Origin of the sequence: Mycobacterium tuberculosis H37Rv (assembly GCF_000195955.2) — a bacterium.
GTDB lineage: Bacteria > Actinomycetota > Actinomycetes > Mycobacteriales > Mycobacteriaceae > Mycobacterium > Mycobacterium tuberculosis.
In genome coordinates, this window is the sequence record NC_000962.3 from 2,876,523 (window position 1) to 2,894,505 (window position 17,983).

Sequence of the window (17,983 nt, forward strand, 5' to 3'; positions counted from 1 at the left end):
CAGCCTATTCGCCGGATTATGAGAAGGCTGTCCGACGGCCCAATTCGGCCCGCTCAGCCTTCCACAAAGCTCAATCGCACCGACCGCCGCGGATTGTCCTGGTTGAGGTCGACCAGAACGATGCTTTGCCAGGTGCCCAGCAGGGGCTGGCCCCCCGAGACCGGCACCGTCACCGACGGCGCAACAAAAGCCGGTAACAAGTGGTCGGCGCCGTGACCGTAGGACCCGTGCGCGTGCCGGTAGCGGTCGTCGCGCGGCAACAACCGCACCAGCGTGTCCACCAGATCCTCGTCGGAACCGGCGCCGGTCTCGATAATCGCAACGCCGGCCGTAGCGTGCGGGACGAACACGTTGCACAGGCCATCATCATGGGCGGTGCAGAAGGCGCGCACGGCGTCGGTGAGATCGACAATGCGGCGACGCGCGGTGTCCACATCCAGCACATCGGTATCCACCCGTCCCAGCCTACGGTGGGGGCGCGCCAACCTGCCAATCCATTGACGTCGGATTGCCCATTGCCCCGGCCGGCCCGTCGGAGGAAGGTAATGATTGACCGGTGGCGCCACCGGGGCGCTGCCCCGAACAATGAAAGAGGGGTGGATCGTGTACGCGCGCTCTACCACTATTCAGGCGCAATCCGAGTGCATCGACACCGGAATTGCGCACGTTCGCGATGTGGTTATGCCCGCACTGCAGGGGATGGATGGGTGCATCGGCGTATCCCTTTTGGTCGACCGGCAATCCGGCAGGTGCATCGCCACCAGTGCCTGGGAGACCGCGGAAGCCATGCATGCAAGCCGGGAACAGGTAACGCCGATCCGCGATCGGTGCGCGGAGATGTTCGGCGGCACGCCGGCCGTCGAGGAGTGGGAGATCGCGGCGATGCATCGCGACCACCGCTCGGCCGAGGGGGCGTGTGTGCGGGCGACCTGGGTCAAGGTGCCGGCGGACCAAGTAGATCAAGGCATCGAGTACTACAAGTCGTCCGTCCTGCCCCAAATCGAAGGCCTCGACGGATTCTGCAGCGCCAGCCTGTTGGTCGACCGCACCTCCGGGCGCGCGGTGTCTTCCGCGACCTTCGACAGCTTTGACGCCATGGAGCGCAACCGGGACCAGTCGAATGCGCTCAAGGCCACATCGCTGCGTGAGGCGGGCGGCGAGGAACTCGATGAATGCGAGTTCGAGCTGGCGCTAGCGCACCTACGGGTACCCGAGCTGGTCTGATCAACCCGCCGGCGGCAGTACCGGCCCGAGCCCGACGCTGGGCCGGCACTGCTGTCGTGCGTCGAGCGGCGCTCGCGGTAGGCATTGCCAGGCTCAGCCGGTTGGAGGAAGGTATTTGGTGGGACCGGTGGCGCCACCGGGGCGCTGCCCCGACACGGGAGGGGGTCGATCGTGTACGCACGCTCAACCACCATTGAGGCGCAACCTCTGTCGGTCGACATTGGAATCGCGCATGTTCGTGACGTCGTCATGCCCGCTTTGCAGGAGATCGACGGGTGTGTCGGGGTGTCGCTGTTGGTCGACCGGCAATCCGGCCGGTGCATCGCCACCAGCGCCTGGGAGACCTTGGAGGCGATGCGCGCCAGCGTCGAGCGGGTGGCACCCATCCGCGACCGCGCCGCGCTGATGTTCGCCGGTAGTGCCCGGGTCGAGGAATGGGACATCGCCCTGTTGCACCGCGACCACCCGTCGCATGAGGGGGCATGCGTGCGCGCCACCTGGCTCAAAGTGGTGCCAGACCAGCTCGGTCGGTCCCTGGAGTTCTACCGCACGTCCGTACTTCCCGAGCTGGAGAGTCTGGACGGGTTCTGCAGCGCCAGCCTGATGGTCGACCACCCCGCTTGCCGGCGTGCGGTGTCGTGCTCGACGTTCGACAGCATGGACGCGATGGCCCGCAACCGCGACCGGGCGAGCGAGCTGCGCAGCAGGCGCGTCCGGGAATTGGGAGCCGAGGTCCTCGACGTCGCCGAATTCGAACTGGCGATCGCACATCTACGGGTACCCGAGCTGGTCTGAGCGGACCTGCTTCCCGCAGAGCGCAGCGGTCACCCCCGTTTCTTGCGGATGATTGCCCGCAGGCGGTCCAGGCGGCCGGCGATCTCGCGTTCGCCGCCGCGACCAGTGGGCCGGTAGTAGTCCACGTCCACCAACTCGTCGGGCGGGTATTGCTGGGCCACAACGCCATCCGGGTCGTCATGGGAATATTTGTAGCCCTGTGCATTGCCCAGCGCCGCCGCCCCGGAGTAATGCCCGTCACGCAGATGAGCCGGCACCAGACCGGCCTTGCCGGCCTTGATGTCGTTCATCGCCGCGGCCAACGCCGTGGTGACGGCGTTTGACTTCGGTGCGGTGGCCAGGTGGATGGTGGCGTGCGCCAGCGTCAGCTGGGCTTCGGGCATGCCGATCAGCGCCACCGTCTGTGCGGCGGCGACCGCCACCTGCAGCGCGCTCGGGCCGGCCATGCCGATGTCCTCGCTGGCCAGAATCATCAGCCGGCGGGCGATGAACCGCGGGTCCTCCCCGGCGACCAGCATGCGGGCCAAATAGTGCAGCGCGGCATCGACGTCGGAACCGCGCACCGATTTGATGAAGGCGCTGACGACGTCGTAGTGCTGGTCGCCGTCACGGTCGTAGCGCACCGCGGCTTTGTCCACCGACCGCTCGATGGTTTGCACGCTGACCAGCTCGCCGGCCGCCTGGGCTGCCTCGGCCGCTACTTCCAGCGCGGTCAGGGCGCGCCGGGCGTCGCCGGCCGCGAGTTGCACCAGCAGGTCGACGGCCTCAGGCGCTACCGCGACTGCCCTGCCCAGGCCGCGGGGGTCATCGATCGCGCGTTGTACTACCGCGCGGGTGTCCTCGGCCGTCAGCGGCCGCAGCTGCAGGATCAGCGACCGCGACAGCAGCGGTGCCACCACCGAAAACGACGGGTTCTCGGTGGTCGCCGCCACCAACAGCACCACCCGGTGTTCCACCGCCGACAGCAGGGCGTCTTGTTGGGTCTTGGAAAATCGGTGCACCTCGTCGATGAACAGCACGGTCTGCTCGCCGTGAAGCAGCGCTTTTCGCGAATTCTCGATGACCGCCCGCACTTCCTTGACGCCGGCCGACAATGCCGACAGGGCCTCGAACCGGCGGCCGGTGGCCTGCGAGATCAACGCCGCCAGCGTTGTCTTGCCGCTGCCCGGGGGACCGTAGAGGATCACCGACGCCACCCCCGAGCCCTCGACCAGCCGGCGCAACGGCGAACCGGGCGCCAGCAAGTGGTCCTGGCCGACCACTTCGTCCAGCGACGCCGGACGCATCCGCACCGCCAGCGGTGCCCCGGCCGAAGCGCCCAGGTCATGGCCGGACGTCATCGGTACGCCGGGCACGTCAAACAGACCGTCGGACACGGCTTCAGGCATACCACGCCCACCTGACGACGCGAACGTTCGCCGAAGACGCCACACGAATAATCCGCGCGCCTTCGGCAAATATTTGCTAAGTTCCGGTTTGCTTAGCGTCGCGCGGGTACCGATAAAAGCGAACTACGAAGCGATTGGGACAGCGATGAGCCAGCCGCCAGAACATCCAGGCAATCCGGCCGACCCCCAGGGCGGCAATCAGGGCGCTGGAAGCTACCCGCCGCCCGGCTACGGAGCGCCTCCCCCGCCACCAGGCTACGGCCCACCCCCGGGGACCTACCTGCCTCCCGGCTACAACGCACCCCCGCCGCCCCCCGGCTATGGCCCACCGCCGGGCCCGCCGCCTCCCGGTTACCCGACGCATCTGCAATCGTCGGGTTTTAGCGTGGGCGACGCGATCAGTTGGTCATGGAATAGGTTCACGCAGAACGCCGTAACGCTCGTCGTCCCGGTGCTCGCCTACGCTGTGGCGTTGGCCGCGGTCATCGGCGCGACGGCCGGGCTCGTTGTCGCCCTATCGGACCGTGCTACTACCGCATACACCAACACCTCCGGCGTCTCTAGCGAATCCGTGGACATCACGATGACCCCGGCCGCGGGCATAGTCATGTTCCTCGGCTACATCGCTCTATTCGCCCTGGTGCTCTACATGCACGCCGGAATTCTGACCGGCTGCCTTGACATTGCCGACGGAAAGCCGGTGACCATCGCGACGTTCTTTAGGCCGCGCAATCTGGGCCTGGTGCTGGTCACCGGACTGCTGATCGTCGCCGTCACCTTCATTGGTGGCCTGCTCTGTGTCATTCCCGGCCTGATCTTTGGCTTCGTCGCCCAGTTCGCCGTCGCTTTTGCCGTCGACCGTTCCACTTCGCCGATCGACTCGGTAAAGGCCAGCATCGAGACGGTCGGGTCCAACATCGGTGGCAGTGTGCTGTCGTGGCTCGCTCAGCTCACGGCGGTGCTCGTCGGCGAACTGCTGTGCTTTGTCGGCATGCTGATCGGCATTCCGGTCGCCGCGCTCATCCACGTCTACACCTACCGGAAGCTGTCGGGTGGCCAAGTCGTTGAGGCAGTCCGGCCAGCGCCCCCGGTCGGCTGGCCGCCCGGCCCCCAGCTCGCATAGTCGGCACCCGCCGACGCCGGCTGGCCGTCTTGGCCCGCTGGATTTGTCACGCGCTCACCCGAATTGGCATCCGGGGCCTGGAACGCGTTAGGGCAGTGGCTTTCCCACAGGTTGACGTAAATGACCTCCAAGATAGGTATCGAACCAAGGTTGCGGCCGATGTGTACGTAGTTCGAGAGTTCGCTGATCTGATCACTCGCGTGGTCGATGCAGTCGACGGAACCGGCAGCCGCCACCCAAGGGTGCGCAGGTGGTTAGCAAATCGCCGACGAACACGACGCCACCGCGTCATGCGCCATCGCCGACCCCGCCTTGGTGGCTGAGAGCCGCTCGCCGGCGTTAAGCTGCCCAACATCATGGGCATTCAACGCGCCGTTCTCCTCATTGCCGACATCGGCGGATACACAAATTACATGCACTGGAACCGCAAGCACCTGGCCCACGCGCAGTGGACGGTGGCACAGTTGCTGGAGTCCGTCATCGACGCTGCCAAGGGCATGAAGTTGGCGAAGCTGGAGGGCGACGCCGCGTTTTTTTGGGCACCAGGGGGGCAACACCAGTGTCCTGGTATGCGACCGGCCCCCGCAGATGCGCCAGAGGTTCCGCACGCGGCGCGAGCAGATCAAAAAAGACCATCCCTGCGACTGTAAGAGTTGCGAGCAGCGGGACAACCTGTCGATCAAATTCGTCGCCCATGAGGGCGAAGTGGCCGAACAAAAGGTGAAGCGCAACGTCGAACTCGCTGGCGTTGATGTCATCCTGGTGCACCGCATGCTGAAAAATGAGGTGCCAGTGTCGGAATATCTATTCATGACCGACGTCGTAGCGCAGTGCCTCGACGAGTCGGTGCGAAAACTAGCGACGCCGCTGACACATGACTTCGAGGGCATCGGAGAAACGTCGACACACTACATCGACCTCGCCACGTCCGACATGCCGCCGGCGGTGCCAGACCACAGCTTCTTCGGCCTGCTGTGGGCGGATGTGAAGTTCGAATGGCACGCGTTACCGTACCTGTTAGGTTTCAAGAAGGCCTGTGCAGGTTTCCGCAGCCTGGGCCGCGGCGCCACCGAAGAGCCCGCCGAAATGGGCTAATCGGGTTCGCTTGGCTCGATCGCCGATGATCTCGACCGCCACGACCGACCCCCTCACCTCGGTCGAACCTCGGCGAACCAACGCGGCAACGCCAGCCCATGATCATTTGATTGGGTCCACGGAAGCAGGTAGCTTCCGTCGCATGCTTTTTGCGGCTTTGCGTGATGTCCAATGGCGAAAACGACGCCTTGTCATCGCAATCGTCAGCACCGGCCTAGTTTTCGCGATGACGCTCGTTCTGACCGGACTTGTGAACGGGTTTCGGGTCGAGGCCGAGCGAACCGTCGATTCCATGGGTGTCGACGCATTCGTGGTCAAGGCCGGCGCGGCAGGACCGTTCCTGGGTTCGACACCATTCGCCCAAATCGACCTGCCCCAGGTTGCTCGTGCGCCTGGCGTCTTGGCTGCCGCCCCACTAGCGACTGCGCCGTCGACGATCCGGCAGGGCACGTCAGCGCGAAACGTCACCGCGTTCGGGGCACCAGAGCACGGACCCGGCATGCCGCGGGTCTCGGACGGTCGGGCGCCATCGACGCCGGACGAGGTCGCGGTGTCGAGCACGCTGGGCCGAAACCTCGGCGACGATCTGCAAGTGGGTGCGCGCACTTTGCGGATCGTCGGCATCGTGCCCGAGTCAACCGCGCTGGCAAAGATTCCCAACATCTTCCTGACCACCGAAGGCCTACAGCAGTTGGCATACAACGGACAGCCGACAATCAGTTCGATCGGGATCGACGGGATGCCCCGACAGCTCCCGGACGGCTATCAGACCGTCAATCGAGCGGATGCTGTCAGCGATCTGATGCGCCCGTTGAAGGTCGCGGTGGATGCGATCACGGTTGTGGCGGTCTTGCTGTGGATCGTTGCGGCGTTGATCGTCGGCTCGGTGGTCTACCTCTCTGCGTTGGAGCGGCTGCGTGACTTTGCGGTGTTCAAGGCGATCGGCGTGCCGACGCGCTCGATTCTGGCCGGGCTGGCGCTGCAGGCGGTCGTCGTCGCGCTGCTCGCGGCGGTGGTTGGCGGCATCCTTTCGCTGCTGTTGGCGCCGTTGTTCCCGATGACTGTCGTGGTACCCCTGAGTGCCTTCGTGGCGCTACCGGCGATCGCGACTGTGATCGGTCTGCTGGCCAGCGTCGCAGGACTGCGGCGCGTGGTGGCGATCGATCCGGCACTAGCGTTCGGAGGTCCCTAGCCATGGGCGGCCTAACCATTTCCGACCTGGTCGTCGAGTATTCCAGCGGCGGGTACGCCGTGCGGCCGATCGACGGGTTAAGCCTCGACGTGGCGCCGGGGTCGCTGGTGATCTTGCTTGGGCCCAGCGGCTGCGGGAAGACGACCCTCTTGTCCTGCCTCGGCGGCATCCTGCGCCCGAAGTCCGGCTCAATCAAGTTTGACGATGTCGACATCACGACGCTGGAGGGCGCCGCGCTGGCGAAGTATCGGCGTGACAAGGTAGGGATCGTCTTCCAGGCGTTCAACCTGGTCTCGAGCCTTACCGCCCTGGAGAACGTGATGGTCCCGCTGCGCGCGGCCGGCGTGTCACGAGCGGCCGCGCGTAAGCGTGCCGAGGACCTGCTGATCCGAGTCAATCTCGGCGAACGAATGAAACACCGCCCGGGTGACATGAGCGGCGGCCAGCAGCAACGCGTCGCGGTCGCCCGCGCGATCGCGCTGGACCCGCAATTGATCCTTGCCGACGAACCGACCGCGCACCTGGACTTCATCCAGGTGGAGGAGGTGCTGCGGCTGATCCGCTCGCTAGCGCAGGGCGACCGTGTGGTGGTGGTCGCGACCCACGACAGCCGGATGCTGCCGCTGGCCGATCGCGTCCTTGAGCTGATGCCGGCGCAGGTGTCGCCGAATCAGCCACCCGAAACGGTGCACGTGAAAGCCGGCGAGGTGCTGTTCGAGCAGTCCACAATGGGCGATCTGATCTACGTGGTGTCCGAGGGCGAGTTCGAGATTGTGCGCGAATTGGCCGACGGCGGTGAGGAATTGGTCAAAACCGCCGCGCCTGGGGACTACTTCGGTGAAATCGGCGTGCTGTTTCACCTGCCACGCTCGGCAACGGTACGGGCTCGCAGCGACGCGACAGCCGTCGGTTATACGGCGCAGGCGTTTCGGGAGCGGCTGGGTGTGACGCGGGTGGCCGACCTGATTGAGCACCGCGAGCTTGCCAGCGAATAGTTCGGCACCAAGTCGCGATCCCTGAGGGTTGCGATGGGCGCGGCGCCGCCGCTGAATCGACCGCCCCCCACTGAGCCGCCGTGGAATACTCGATGAATCCTGCGGGCGTGTCCGCACTGCGTGTGGCTATGGAGTTGGGGAACATGTTGCTTGGGATAAGAACGTGAATGAGGGACCGCTCTTCACAATGTCAGGCACTGCCGTGAGAAGTCCGCTACTCGATCGGGTGTATGTGAGCAGTCCTGGCATGGGCCGAGATGCCAAGAGCCGCATCTCATGACCACCGCGCGACGACGGCCCAAGCGGCGTGGTACCGATGCGCGAACCGCGCTGCGCAACGTTCCGATACTCGCCGATATCGACGACGAACAGCTCGAACGACTCGCAACCACCGTAGAACGCCGCCACGTGCCCGCTAACCAGTGGCTCTTTCATGCCGGAGAACCAGCGGACTCCATCTATATCGTCGACTCGGGGCGGTTCGTCGCTGTTGCCCCAGAGGGACACGTATTTGCTGAGATGGCATCCGGCGACTCGATCGGAGACCTGGGGGTGATCGCCGGGGCTGCCCGCTCAGCGGGAGTGCGAGCTCTGCGAGACGGCGTGGTGTGGAGGATCGCCGCGGAGACGTTTACCGACATGCTCGAGGCAACCCCGCTACTGCAATCGGCGATGCTGCGAGCGATGGCGAGAATGCTACGCCAGTCACGACCCGCCAAGACGGCTCGGCGTCCGCGGGTCATCGGCGTGGTATCGAACGGGGACACCGCCGCGGCCCCGATGGTCGACGCGATCGCTACTTCACTGGACTCGCACGGTCGAACTGCCGTGATTGCGCCGCCCGTCGAAACCACCTCCGCCGTTCAGGAGTACGACGAGCTCGTCGAGGCGTTCAGCGAAACCCTCGATCGCGCGGAGCGAAGCAACGATTGGGTCTTGGTGGTCGCCGACCGAGGCGCCGGCGACCTGTGGCGGCACTACGTTAGCGCGCAAAGCGACCGACTCGTGGTCCTGGTGGATCAACGGTATCCGCCGGATGCGGTCGATTCGCTTGCTACCCAACGGCCAGTGCACCTGATCACATGTCTGGCAGAACCGGATCCAAGTTGGTGGGATCGGTTGGCGCCGGTTTCGCATCATCCGGCCAACTCCGACGGCTTCGGTGCCCTTGCTCGCAGAATCGCCGGCCGATCGCTCGGCCTGGTGATGGCCGGTGGCGGAGCCCGGGGACTGGCGCATTTCGGTGTTTACCAAGAGCTCACCGAAGCCGGCGTCGTCATCGATCGGTTTGGCGGAACAAGTTCGGGTGCAATCGCTTCCGCAGCGTTCGCGCTGGGGATGGACGCCGGGGATGCGATCGCCGCGGCGCGAGAGTTCATCGCAGGAAGCGACCCACTCGGCGACTACACGATCCCAATATCCGCCCTCACGCGAGGTGGACGCGTCGATCGTCTGGTGCAGGGATTCTTCGGCAACACGTTGATCGAACATCTGCCCAGAGGGTTCTTCTCCGTCTCCGCCGACATGATCACCGGCGATCAGATCATCCATCGGCGGGGATCCGTCTCGGGCGCCGTGCGCGCATCGATCTCGATCCCCGGTCTCATCCCGCCAGTGCACAATGGCGAGCAGCTGCTCGTCGACGGTGGGCTGTTGAACAATCTGCCGGCCAACGTGATGTGCGCCGATACCGATGGCGAAGTCATCTGCGTCGACCTCCGCCGAACGTTCGTGCCGTCGAAGGGCTTTGGCCTGCTGCCGCCAATCGTTACGCCGCCCGGGCTCCTCCGGCGGCTTTTGACCGGCACGGATAACGCGCTACCACCGCTGCAAGAGACGTTGCTGCGCGCCTTCGACCTTGCCGCCTCCACCGCAAACCTGCGCGAGCTTCCTCGCGTTGCGGCCATCATCGAGCCCGACGTGTCGAAGATCGGAGTGTTGAACTTCAAGCAGATTGATGCCGCCCTAGAGGCTGGGCGGATGGCAGCCCGTGCGGCTTTGCAAGCACAGCCGGACCTGGTGCGCTGAACCCGACCAAGTGCCGCTACGGCCCACTCAGGTGTCCGGCACCGGGCGTACGCGCTGCGCCGGGCGGTCCGGTGTGATCTCATCAGCAGCTATGAGCATCAAAGTTGCGCTGGAGCACCGCACCAGCTACACCTTTGACCGGCTGGTGCGGGTGTATCCGCACATCGTGCGGCTACGCCCGGCGCCGCACTCCCGCACCTCCATCGAAGCCTACTCGCTGCGCATCGAGCCCGCCGACCACTTCATCAACTGGCAGCAGGACGCGCTGGGCAACTTTCTGGCGCGGCTGGTCTTTCCGAATCCCATGCGCCAACTGCGTATTACCGTCGGGCTTATCGCCGACCTCAAGGTGATCAACCCCTTCGACTTCTTTATCGAGGACTGGGCCGAGATATGGCCCTGCGCAGGGATGGCCTACCCCAAGGCGCTCGCCGATGACCTGAGGCCGTACTTGCGGCCGGTCGACGAAGACGGCGACGGTTCGGGCCCCGGCGAGCTCACGCAGGCCTGGGTGCGCAACTTCACGGTGCCCGATGGCACCCGCACCATCGACTTCTTGGTCGCACTCAACCGCGCGATCAACGCCGACGTCGGCTACTGCGTGCGCATGGAGCCCGGAGTTCAGACACCGGATTTCACGCTGCGCACCGGCGTCGGCTCGTGCCGGGACTCGGCGTGGCTGCTGGTCTCGATCCTGCGTCAGTTCGGGCTGGCCGCCCGGTTCGTGTCCGGCTACCTGGTTCAGCTGGCATCCGACATCGAAGCGCTCGACGGGCCGTCGGGGCCCGCCGCCGACTTCACCGACCTGCACGCGTGGGCCGAGGCATACATCCCGGGTGCCGGCTGGATCGGGCTGGACCCGACGTCGGGGCTGTTGGCCGGCGAGGGCCACATTCCGCTGGCGGCTACGCCCCACCCCGCCAGCGCGGCACCCATCAGCGGCGGCACCGACGTGTGCGACACCGTGCTGGAGTTCTCCAACACCGTCACCCGCGTACACGAAGACCCACGTGTCACGTTGCCCTACACCGACGAGTCCTGGAAGACCATCTGTGAGGTGGGCCAGCGCGTCGATGAGCGGCTGGCCGCCGCCGACGTCCGGCTGACCGTCGGCGGCGAACCGACGTTCGTGTCGGTGGATAACCAGGTCGCCGAAGAGTGGCGGACGGCGGCCGACGGCCCACACAAACGCGAACGGGCATCCGACCTGGCCGCCCGCTTGAAGGCGGTGTGGGCCCCGCAGGGACTCATCCACCGCGGTCAGGGCAGGTGGTATCCCGGAGAGCCGTTGCCGCGCTGGCAGATTGCGCTGTATTGGCGCACCGACGGGCGGCCGCTGTGGACCAACGACGCGCTGTTGGCCGACCCCTGGGGCGCCCCGCCCGCCGACCCCGTCGACGACGACGCGGCCTACCGGGTGCTCGCCGGGATCGCCGACGGCTTGGGGCTGCCGATCTCGCAGGTGCGGCCCGCCTACGAAGACCCGTTGAGCCGGCTGGCTGCGGCCGTGCGAATGCCAGCCGGCGACCCGGTGGAATCCGGTGACGACCTCGGCTGCGACACCAACCCCGACACCCCCACCGGCCGCGCCGCGCTGCTGGCGCGCCTCGATGAGGCCATCACCTCTCCGGCTGCGTACGTGCTGCCGCTGCACCGCCGCGACGACGGGCAAGGCTGGGCCAGCGCGAACTGGCGGCTGCGCCGCGGTCGCATCGTGTTGCTCGAAGGGGATTCGCCGGCGGGCCTGCGGCTGCCGCTGGATTCGATCAGCTGGCGCCCACCCCGGGCATCGTTTGACGCCGACCCGGTAGCTGTGCGATCCACATTGCCGGCGGAGCTCCACACCGACCGGGCCGTAGTGGAGGATCCCGAGACGGCTCCGACCACCGCGTTGGTCGCCGAGGTCCGGGGTGGGCTGGTGCACATCTTCTTGCCGCCCACCGACGCGCTCGAGCACTTCATCGACCTTGTCGCCCGAGTCGAGGCCGCGGCGACGACGGCCAACTGCCCGGTGGTGATCGAGGGCTACGGCCCACCCCCGGACCCGCGGCTGACGTCCACCACAATCACCCCCGACCCCGGCGTCATCGAGGTCAACATCGCGCCCACCGCCTCTTTTGCAGAACAACGGCAACAGCTGGAAACCCTGTATCAACAAGCGCGCCTGGCCCGACTCACCACCGAAGCGTTCGACGTCGACGGCACGCACGGCGGCACCGGCGGCGGCAACCACATCACGCTTGGCGGCGTCACACCCGCGGACTCACCGCTGCTGCGCCGGCCCGACCTGCTGGTTTCACTGCTGACCTACTGGCAGCGACACCCGTCGTTGTCCTACTTGTTCGCCGGGCGTTTCGTCGGCACCACGTCACAGGCGCCCCGGGTTGACGAGGGCCGCGCCGAGGCGCTCTACGAACTCGAGATCGCGTTCGCCGAGATCCTCCGGCTGTCGCCGTCGTCCGGGGGCGGCCGGCCCCAACCGTGGGTGACCGACCGCGCGCTGCGGCACCTGCTCACCGACATCACCGGCAACACCCATCGCGCCGAATTCTGCATCGACAAGCTCTACAGCCCCGACAGCGCCCGGGGCAGGCTCGGCCTGCTGGAGCTCCGCGGGTTCGAGATGCCGCCGCACCTGCACATGGCGATGGTGCAGTCGCTGCTGGTGCGCTCGCTGGTGGCGTGGTTCTGGGACCAACCGCTGCGCGCCCCGCTGATCCGCCACGGCGCCAACTTGCACGGTCGATATCTATTGCCGCACTTCTTGATTCATGACATCGCCGACGTCGCAGCCGACCTGCGCGCGCACGGCATCGCGTTCGAGACTAGCTGGCTGGACCCGTTCACCGAGTTCCGCTTCCCGCGCATCGGCACCGCCGTATTCGACGGCATTGAGATCGAGCTGCGCGGGGCCATCGAGCCATGGCACACCCTTGGCGAGGAGGCCACCGCGGCAGGCACCGCGCGCTATGTCGACTCGTCGGTCGAGCGCATCCAGGTCCGCATCATCGGCGCCGACCGGCACCGCTACGTGGTGACCTGTAACGGCTACCCGATGCCGTTGCTGGCTACCGACAACCCCGACATCCACGTGGGTGGTGTGCGGTTCAAAGCGTGGCAGCCGCCCAGCGCGCTACACCCGACCATCACGGTCGACGGCCCGTTGCGGTTCGAGCTCATCGACATCGCCACCGCTACCTCGTGCGGCGGCTGTACCTACCATGTCGCCCATCCGGGCGGCCGCGCCTACGACGAGCCCCCGGTCAACGCTGTGGAGGCGGAGGCCCGCCGCGCCCGGCGCTTCGAGGCGACCGGCTTCACCCCGGGCAAGCTCGACCTGTCCGACATCCGGGAGAAACAGGCCAGGATATCCACCGATATCGGCGCGCCGGGCATCCTCGACCTACGACGCGTGCGTACCGTGCAACAGTAATGGCACCCTCAGCTTCTGCCGCTACCAACGGCTACGACGTCGACCGCCTGCTGGCCGGATACCGCACCGCGCGTGCCCAGGAAACACTGTTCGACCTGCGGGACGGCCCGGGAGCCGGCTATGACGAATTCGTCGACGACGACGGCAACGTGCGACCGACCTGGACCGAGCTCGCCGACGCGGTCGCCGAACGTGGCAAGGCGGGGCTGGACCGGCTGCGCTCGGTGGTGCACAGCCTGATCGACCACGACGGCATCACCTACACCGCAATCGATGCACACCGGGACGCGCTGACCGGCGACCATGATCTGGAACCGGGGCCGTGGCGCCTGGACCCGCTGCCGCTGGTGATTTCCGCGGCCGATTGGGAAGTGCTGGAGGCCGGCTTGGTGCAGCGATCGCGCTTGCTTGATGCCATCCTCGCGGACTTGTACGGGCCCCGCAGCATGCTCACCGAGGGTGTCCTGCCGCCAGAGATGCTGTTCGCTCATCCCGGCTACGTGCGTGCCGCTAACGGGATCCAGATGCCTGGGCGCCACCAACTTTTCATGCACGCCTGTGATCTCAGCCGGTTGCCCGACGGGACTTTTCAGGTCAACGCCGACTGGACGCAGGCGCCCTCGGGCTCCGGCTATGCGATGGCCGATCGACGTGTCGTCGCGCACGCCGTTCCCGATCTGTACGAGGAACTGGCGCCGCGACCCACCACACCGTTCGCCCAGGCGCTCCGGCTGGCACTGATTGACGCGGCACCCGATGTCGCCCAAGACCCCGTCGTGGTGGTGCTCAGCCCGGGCATCTATTCAGAAACCGCTTTCGACCAGGCGTATCTCGCAACGCTGCTGGGTTTCCCGCTAGTGGAAAGCGCGGACCTGGTGGTGCGCGACGGCAAGCTGTGGATGCGTTCGCTGGGCACGCTGAAACGCGTTGACGTCGTTCTTCGCCGCGTCGATGCCCACTACGCGGATCCACTGGATCTACGCGCCGATTCCAGGCTCGGTGTCGTCGGTTTGGTGGAAGCGCAGCACCGCGGAACAGTGACCGTCGTCAACACGCTGGGCAGCGGCATCCTGGAGAACCCAGGCCTGTTGCGCTTCCTGCCGCAGCTATCCGAGCGCCTGCTCGACGAAAGCCCGCTGCTGCACACCGCTCCGGTCTACTGGGGCGGCATCGCCAGCGAACGCTCACACCTACTGGCCAATGTCTCGTCGCTGCTGATCAAAAGCACTGTCAGCGGGGAAACTCTTGTCGGACCGACACTTTCGTCTGCACAACTGGCCGATCTGGCAGTGCGTATCGAGGCGATGCCGTGGCAGTGGGTGGGCCAGGAGCTGCCGCAGTTCTCGTCGGCGCCCACCAACCATGCCGGGGTGTTGTCGTCCGCCGGGGTAGGCATGCGACTGTTCACCGTTGCCCAGCGCAGTGGTTACGCGCCGATGATCGGCGGCCTCGGCTATGTACTGGCGCCCGGCCCTGCCGCATATACGCTGAAAACCGTTGCAGCAAAAGATATCTGGGTGCGCCCAACGGAGCGTGCGCATGCCGAGGTGATAACGGTGCCGGTGTTGGCGCCGCCGGCCAAAACCGGAGCGGGCACCTGGGCGGTCAGCTCTCCGCGCGTGCTGTCCGATCTGTTCTGGATGGGCCGCTACGGCGAGCGCGCGGAGAACATGGCCCGGCTGCTGATCGTCACCCGCGAGCGCTACCACGTTTTCCGGCACCAGCAGGACACCGATGAAAGCGAGTGCGTGCCGGTGCTGATGGCCGCGCTGGGCAAGATCACCGGATATGACACCGCAACTGGCGCCGGCAGCGCTTACGACCGGGCCGACATGATCGCGGTCGCCCCGTCGACACTGTGGTCTTTGACCGTGGATCCGGACCGGCCGGGTTCCCTTGTTCAGTCGGTGGAGGGGCTGGCACTTGCCGCCCAGGCGGTGCGCGACCAGCTGTCCAACGACACCTGGATGGTGCTGGCCAATGTGGAACGCGCGGTGGAGCACAAGTCCGACCCGCCGCAGTCGCTGGCAGAGGCGGACGCCGTGCTTGCGTCGGCTCAGGCGGAGACGCTAGCCGGCATGCTGACGTTGTCCGGGGTGGCCGGCGAGTCGATGGTGCACGACGTGGGCTGGACGATGATGGACATCGGCAAGCGTATCGAACGCGGCCTGTGGCTGACCGCGTTGCTACAAGCCACGTTGAGCACCGTGCGCCACCCCGCCGCCGAGCAAGCCATCATCGAGGCAACCCTGGTGGCGTGTGAATCGTCGGTTATCTATCGGCGCCGCACCGTAGGCAAGTTCAGTGTCGCCGCTGTGACCGAGCTGATGTTGTTCGACGCCCAGAACCCGCGCTCGCTGGTGTATCAGCTGGAACGGCTGCGCGCCGACCTGAAAGACCTGCCTGGCTCGTCGGGATCGTCTCGTCCGGAACGGATGGTGGACGAGATGAACACCCGCCTGCGCCGCTCACACCCAGAAGAGTTGGAAGAGGTCTCCGCCGACGGGCTGCGCGCCGAGTTGGCGGAACTGCTGGCCGGGATACATGCCTCGCTGCGTGACGTGGCCGACGTCCTCACCGCCACTCAGTTGGCGTTGCCCGGCGGCATGCAACCGCTGTGGGGTCCAGACCAACGGCGGGTGATGCCGGCCTAAACGGTGCGACGGCTGTGAGCCGGCTCGAAATCCGGGGCCACCTCGTCGACGACGGTGTGGATGAACCGCATCTTCTCCAGCACAGCGGCCGGCAGCACAAAGGGGTATAGGTCGTCGTGGCCCATCGAGCGATTGACCATGTTCAGCGACCACGACAGCGGCAGCCACTTGTCGATGATGGTATTAAAAGCGCTGGGGCCCAACGCCGGCCGGTCGAAGGTTGCCGACGCCGGTGCCAGGCCGCACCAGGCCGCGGTGTCCAGGGCGTCGCGGATATGCAGGTAATGAGCGAACGTCTCGGCCCAATCCTCACTCGCGTGCATGGTCGCATACGACGAGACAAAGCTGTCCTGCCAACCTTCCGGCGGGCCGCCACGGTAATGCCGATCCAACGCCTGGGAGTAGTCAGCGTCCGGGTCTCCGAACAACTCGTTGAACCGGGACAGATAGTCGCTTGACGAGGCGATGAGTCGATAGAAGTAGTAGTGCCCGATCTCGTGGCGGAAGTGCCCAAGCAGGGTCCGATACGGCTCGTCCATCTCGACCCGCAGCTGCTCCCGATGCACATCGTCGCCTTCGGCGAGATCCAGTGTGATGACTCCGTTCTGGTGTCCGGTGGTCACGTTCTCGTGCGCGCTGGACAATAGCCGGAAGGCCAACCCATGGTCAGGATCCTGGTCGCGGCCGACGATCGGCAGCTTCAGCTCGTGTAGCTCGGCGATCAGCCGCCGCTTGGCACCTTCGGCTCGGGCGAACTCCGCCAGCCCGGCGGTGTTGGTATCGCTGGGCCGCTCGATGGTCAGCACACAAGAACTGCAAAGTCCGCCGAGCTGATCACTGGGCACCAGCCAATTGCATTGCGCGAGGTGGAGATTGGCGCAGAGTTGGACATCGGCGTCGTCGGCGATGACCAGCAGCGCCATCCGCCCAAGAGAAAACCCCAGCGCGCTGCCGCACGACAGGCAGGCGGAGTTCTCGAATGCCAGGCGCTGCCCGCAATTTGGACAGTGGAAGTCACGCATGCAGCGCATCACCTTCGAAGGGCACGACATCGACAGAAACGTCGATCACACTGTTCTCGGAGTTGGTGTAGATGATGCCGCGTAGCGGCGGCACGTCTGCGTAGTCGCGGCCGCGGCCCACGACGATGTAGCGCTGGTCGACCAACTGGTCATTGGTGGGATCCAGCCCCAGCCACTCGAACCGCCCGGGCTGCTGCGGAGTCCACACCGAGGCCCAGGCATGCGTCGCGTCGATGCCGATCATCCGATCCTTTCCGGGCGGCGGGTCGGTGGCCAGGTAGCCCGACACATAACAGGCCGCCAAACCGTTGGCCCGTAGGCAGGCGATCGCCAGCCTGGCGAAATCTTGGCATACCCCTTCGCGGGCCAGCAGCACCTCGTTGACTCCTGTGGAAATCGTCGTGGAACCCGAGCGGTAGGTGAAGTCGGTGTAGATCCGCGACGCGAGATCGCGCAATACCTCGACCAGGGGGCGTTTGGGCAGGAAGCTAGGAGCCGCGTACTCACGCACCGCATCGGTGATCTCCGGCGGGTTCAAGTCCAGGGTGAACTCGGTGGCTAGCGATCCGGGCAGCCCGGCGGGCCGGGCCGCCTCCCACGGTTGCAGCGCCGGCCCGCTGGTGTAAAGCCCGGGCGGCGGCGGGGACACGTCGACGATGGAATCGCTGGTGATCGTCAAGGTGCGGTGCGGTTCGGTGACGTGGAAATAGGAGCTGATGTTGCCGTACCCGTCGCGGCTGGTGGACCGGTCGGCGGGGGCCGGGTCGATGGTCAGCCGGTGTGCGACACAACGCTGCCGCAGCGAATTCCGCGGCGTGAGAAACCCGCGGCCATAGGAGCTGGTCACCACGTCGGAGTAGCGGTATTCGGTGCGGTGTGTTACTCGATAGCGGTGAGTGCCCGACAACGGCAACGACAACGAGCTATCTGCTGACAAAAAGCTACCTCCTGGCTGATCACATCACACGCCGGCGGCTCGTCCGGCGCGATCGTCGCGCAATGTGGCGCCAAGCGCACCATAGCCGGAGCACAAT

At 66.1% G+C, this 17,983-nt stretch carries 12 protein-coding genes, 1 pseudogene and 2 other annotated features; of the genes and pseudogenes, 9 read left to right on the forward strand and 4 right to left on the reverse strand.

Features of this window, described 5'->3' with window-relative positions; genetic code table 11:
* Positions 1–53: 53 nt before the first annotated feature.
* A complete protein-coding gene (locus Rv2556c) occupies positions 54–443 on the reverse strand; it encodes a hypothetical protein (RefSeq protein ID NP_217072.1) in 390 nt (129 codons plus the stop codon).
* A gap of 106 nt (positions 444–549) precedes the next feature.
* Here Rv2556c and Rv2557 point away from each other — a divergent pair, with 106 nt between their 5' ends.
* Positions 550–1,224: a hypothetical protein gene (locus Rv2557; RefSeq protein NP_217073.1), complete on the forward strand. Its 675-nt coding sequence runs from the start codon at positions 550–552 to the stop codon at positions 1,222–1,224.
* 84 nt (positions 1,225–1,308) lie between these two features.
* Positions 1,309–2,019 carry a hypothetical protein gene (locus Rv2558; protein ID NP_217074.1) on the forward strand — a complete coding sequence of 237 codons (711 nt, stop codon included), beginning with the start codon at positions 1,309–1,311 and terminating at the stop codon, positions 2,017–2,019.
* 29 nt (positions 2,020–2,048) lie between these two features.
* Here the strand turns inward: Rv2558 and Rv2559c are convergent, their stop codons facing one another.
* The gene (locus Rv2559c; protein ID NP_217075.1) at positions 2,049–3,407 is read right to left on the reverse strand and encodes a hypothetical protein; all 1,359 of its coding nucleotides are present in this window, start codon (positions 3,405–3,407) and stop codon (positions 2,049–2,051) included.
* A gap of 145 nt (positions 3,408–3,552) precedes the next feature.
* Between Rv2559c and Rv2560 the strand changes: the two genes are divergently transcribed.
* The 7 genes and pseudogenes from Rv2560 to Rv2567 all read left to right on the forward strand — a co-directional run bounded on the left by Rv2560 (position 3,553) and on the right by Rv2567 (position 15,927).
* A complete protein-coding gene (locus Rv2560; RefSeq protein ID NP_217076.1) occupies positions 3,553–4,530 on the forward strand; it encodes a hypothetical protein in 978 nt (325 codons plus the stop codon).
* A 199-nt stretch (positions 4,531–4,729) separates the two neighbouring features.
* Positions 4,730–4,798, forward strand: a sequence feature (mpr11, fragment of putative small regulatory RNA (See DiChiara et al., 2010), ends not mapped, 82-100 nt band detected by Northern blot in M. bovis BCG Pasteur.; Fragment of putative small regulatory RNA).
* Between the two features lie 88 nt (positions 4,799–4,886).
* A pseudogene (locus Rv2561) lies at positions 4,887–5,625 on the forward strand.
* A gap of 37 nt (positions 5,626–5,662) precedes the next feature.
* Positions 5,663–5,754: a sequence feature (mpr12, fragment of putative small regulatory RNA (See DiChiara et al., 2010), ends not mapped, ~~118 nt band detected by Northern blot in M. bovis BCG Pasteur.; Fragment of putative small regulatory RNA), on the forward strand.
* A gap of 13 nt (positions 5,755–5,767) precedes the next feature.
* Positions 5,768–6,817 carry a glutamine ABC transporter permease gene (locus Rv2563; protein NP_217079.1) on the forward strand — a complete coding sequence of 350 codons (1,050 nt, stop codon included), beginning with the start codon at positions 5,768–5,770 and terminating at the stop codon, positions 6,815–6,817.
* Positions 6,818–6,819: 2 nt separating this feature from the next.
* Positions 6,820–7,812: a glutamine ABC transporter ATP-binding protein gene (gene glnQ / locus Rv2564; RefSeq protein NP_217080.1), complete on the forward strand. Its 993-nt coding sequence runs from the start codon at positions 6,820–6,822 to the stop codon at positions 7,810–7,812.
* A 276-nt stretch (positions 7,813–8,088) separates the two neighbouring features.
* Positions 8,089–9,840, forward strand: a complete 1,752-nt coding sequence (locus tag Rv2565; protein ID NP_217081.1) for an NTE family protein — start codon at positions 8,089–8,091, stop codon at positions 9,838–9,840.
* A gap of 10 nt (positions 9,841–9,850) precedes the next feature.
* Positions 9,851–13,273: a hypothetical protein gene (locus Rv2566; RefSeq protein ID NP_217082.1), complete on the forward strand. Its 3,423-nt coding sequence runs from the start codon at positions 9,851–9,853 to the stop codon at positions 13,271–13,273.
* Entirely contained in the window at positions 13,273–15,927 is a 2,655-nt protein-coding gene (locus Rv2567) for a hypothetical protein (RefSeq protein ID NP_217083.1), read from the forward strand. Before Rv2566 ends, Rv2567 begins: the two co-directional genes overlap by 1 nt.
* Here Rv2567 and Rv2568c read toward each other — a convergent pair.
* Together Rv2568c and Rv2569c are read right to left on the reverse strand one after the other, a co-directional pair.
* Positions 15,924–16,949 carry a hypothetical protein gene (locus Rv2568c; RefSeq protein ID NP_217084.1) on the reverse strand — a complete coding sequence of 342 codons (1,026 nt, stop codon included), beginning with the start codon at positions 16,947–16,949 and terminating at the stop codon, positions 15,924–15,926. The two genes, Rv2567 and Rv2568c, sit on opposite strands and share 4 nt — an antisense overlap.
* Positions 16,942–17,886: a hypothetical protein gene (locus Rv2569c; RefSeq protein ID NP_217085.1), complete on the reverse strand. Its 945-nt coding sequence runs from the start codon at positions 17,884–17,886 to the stop codon at positions 16,942–16,944. The genes Rv2568c and Rv2569c overlap by 8 nt, the downstream gene beginning before the upstream one ends.
* Positions 17,887–17,983: the final 97 nt, after the last annotated feature.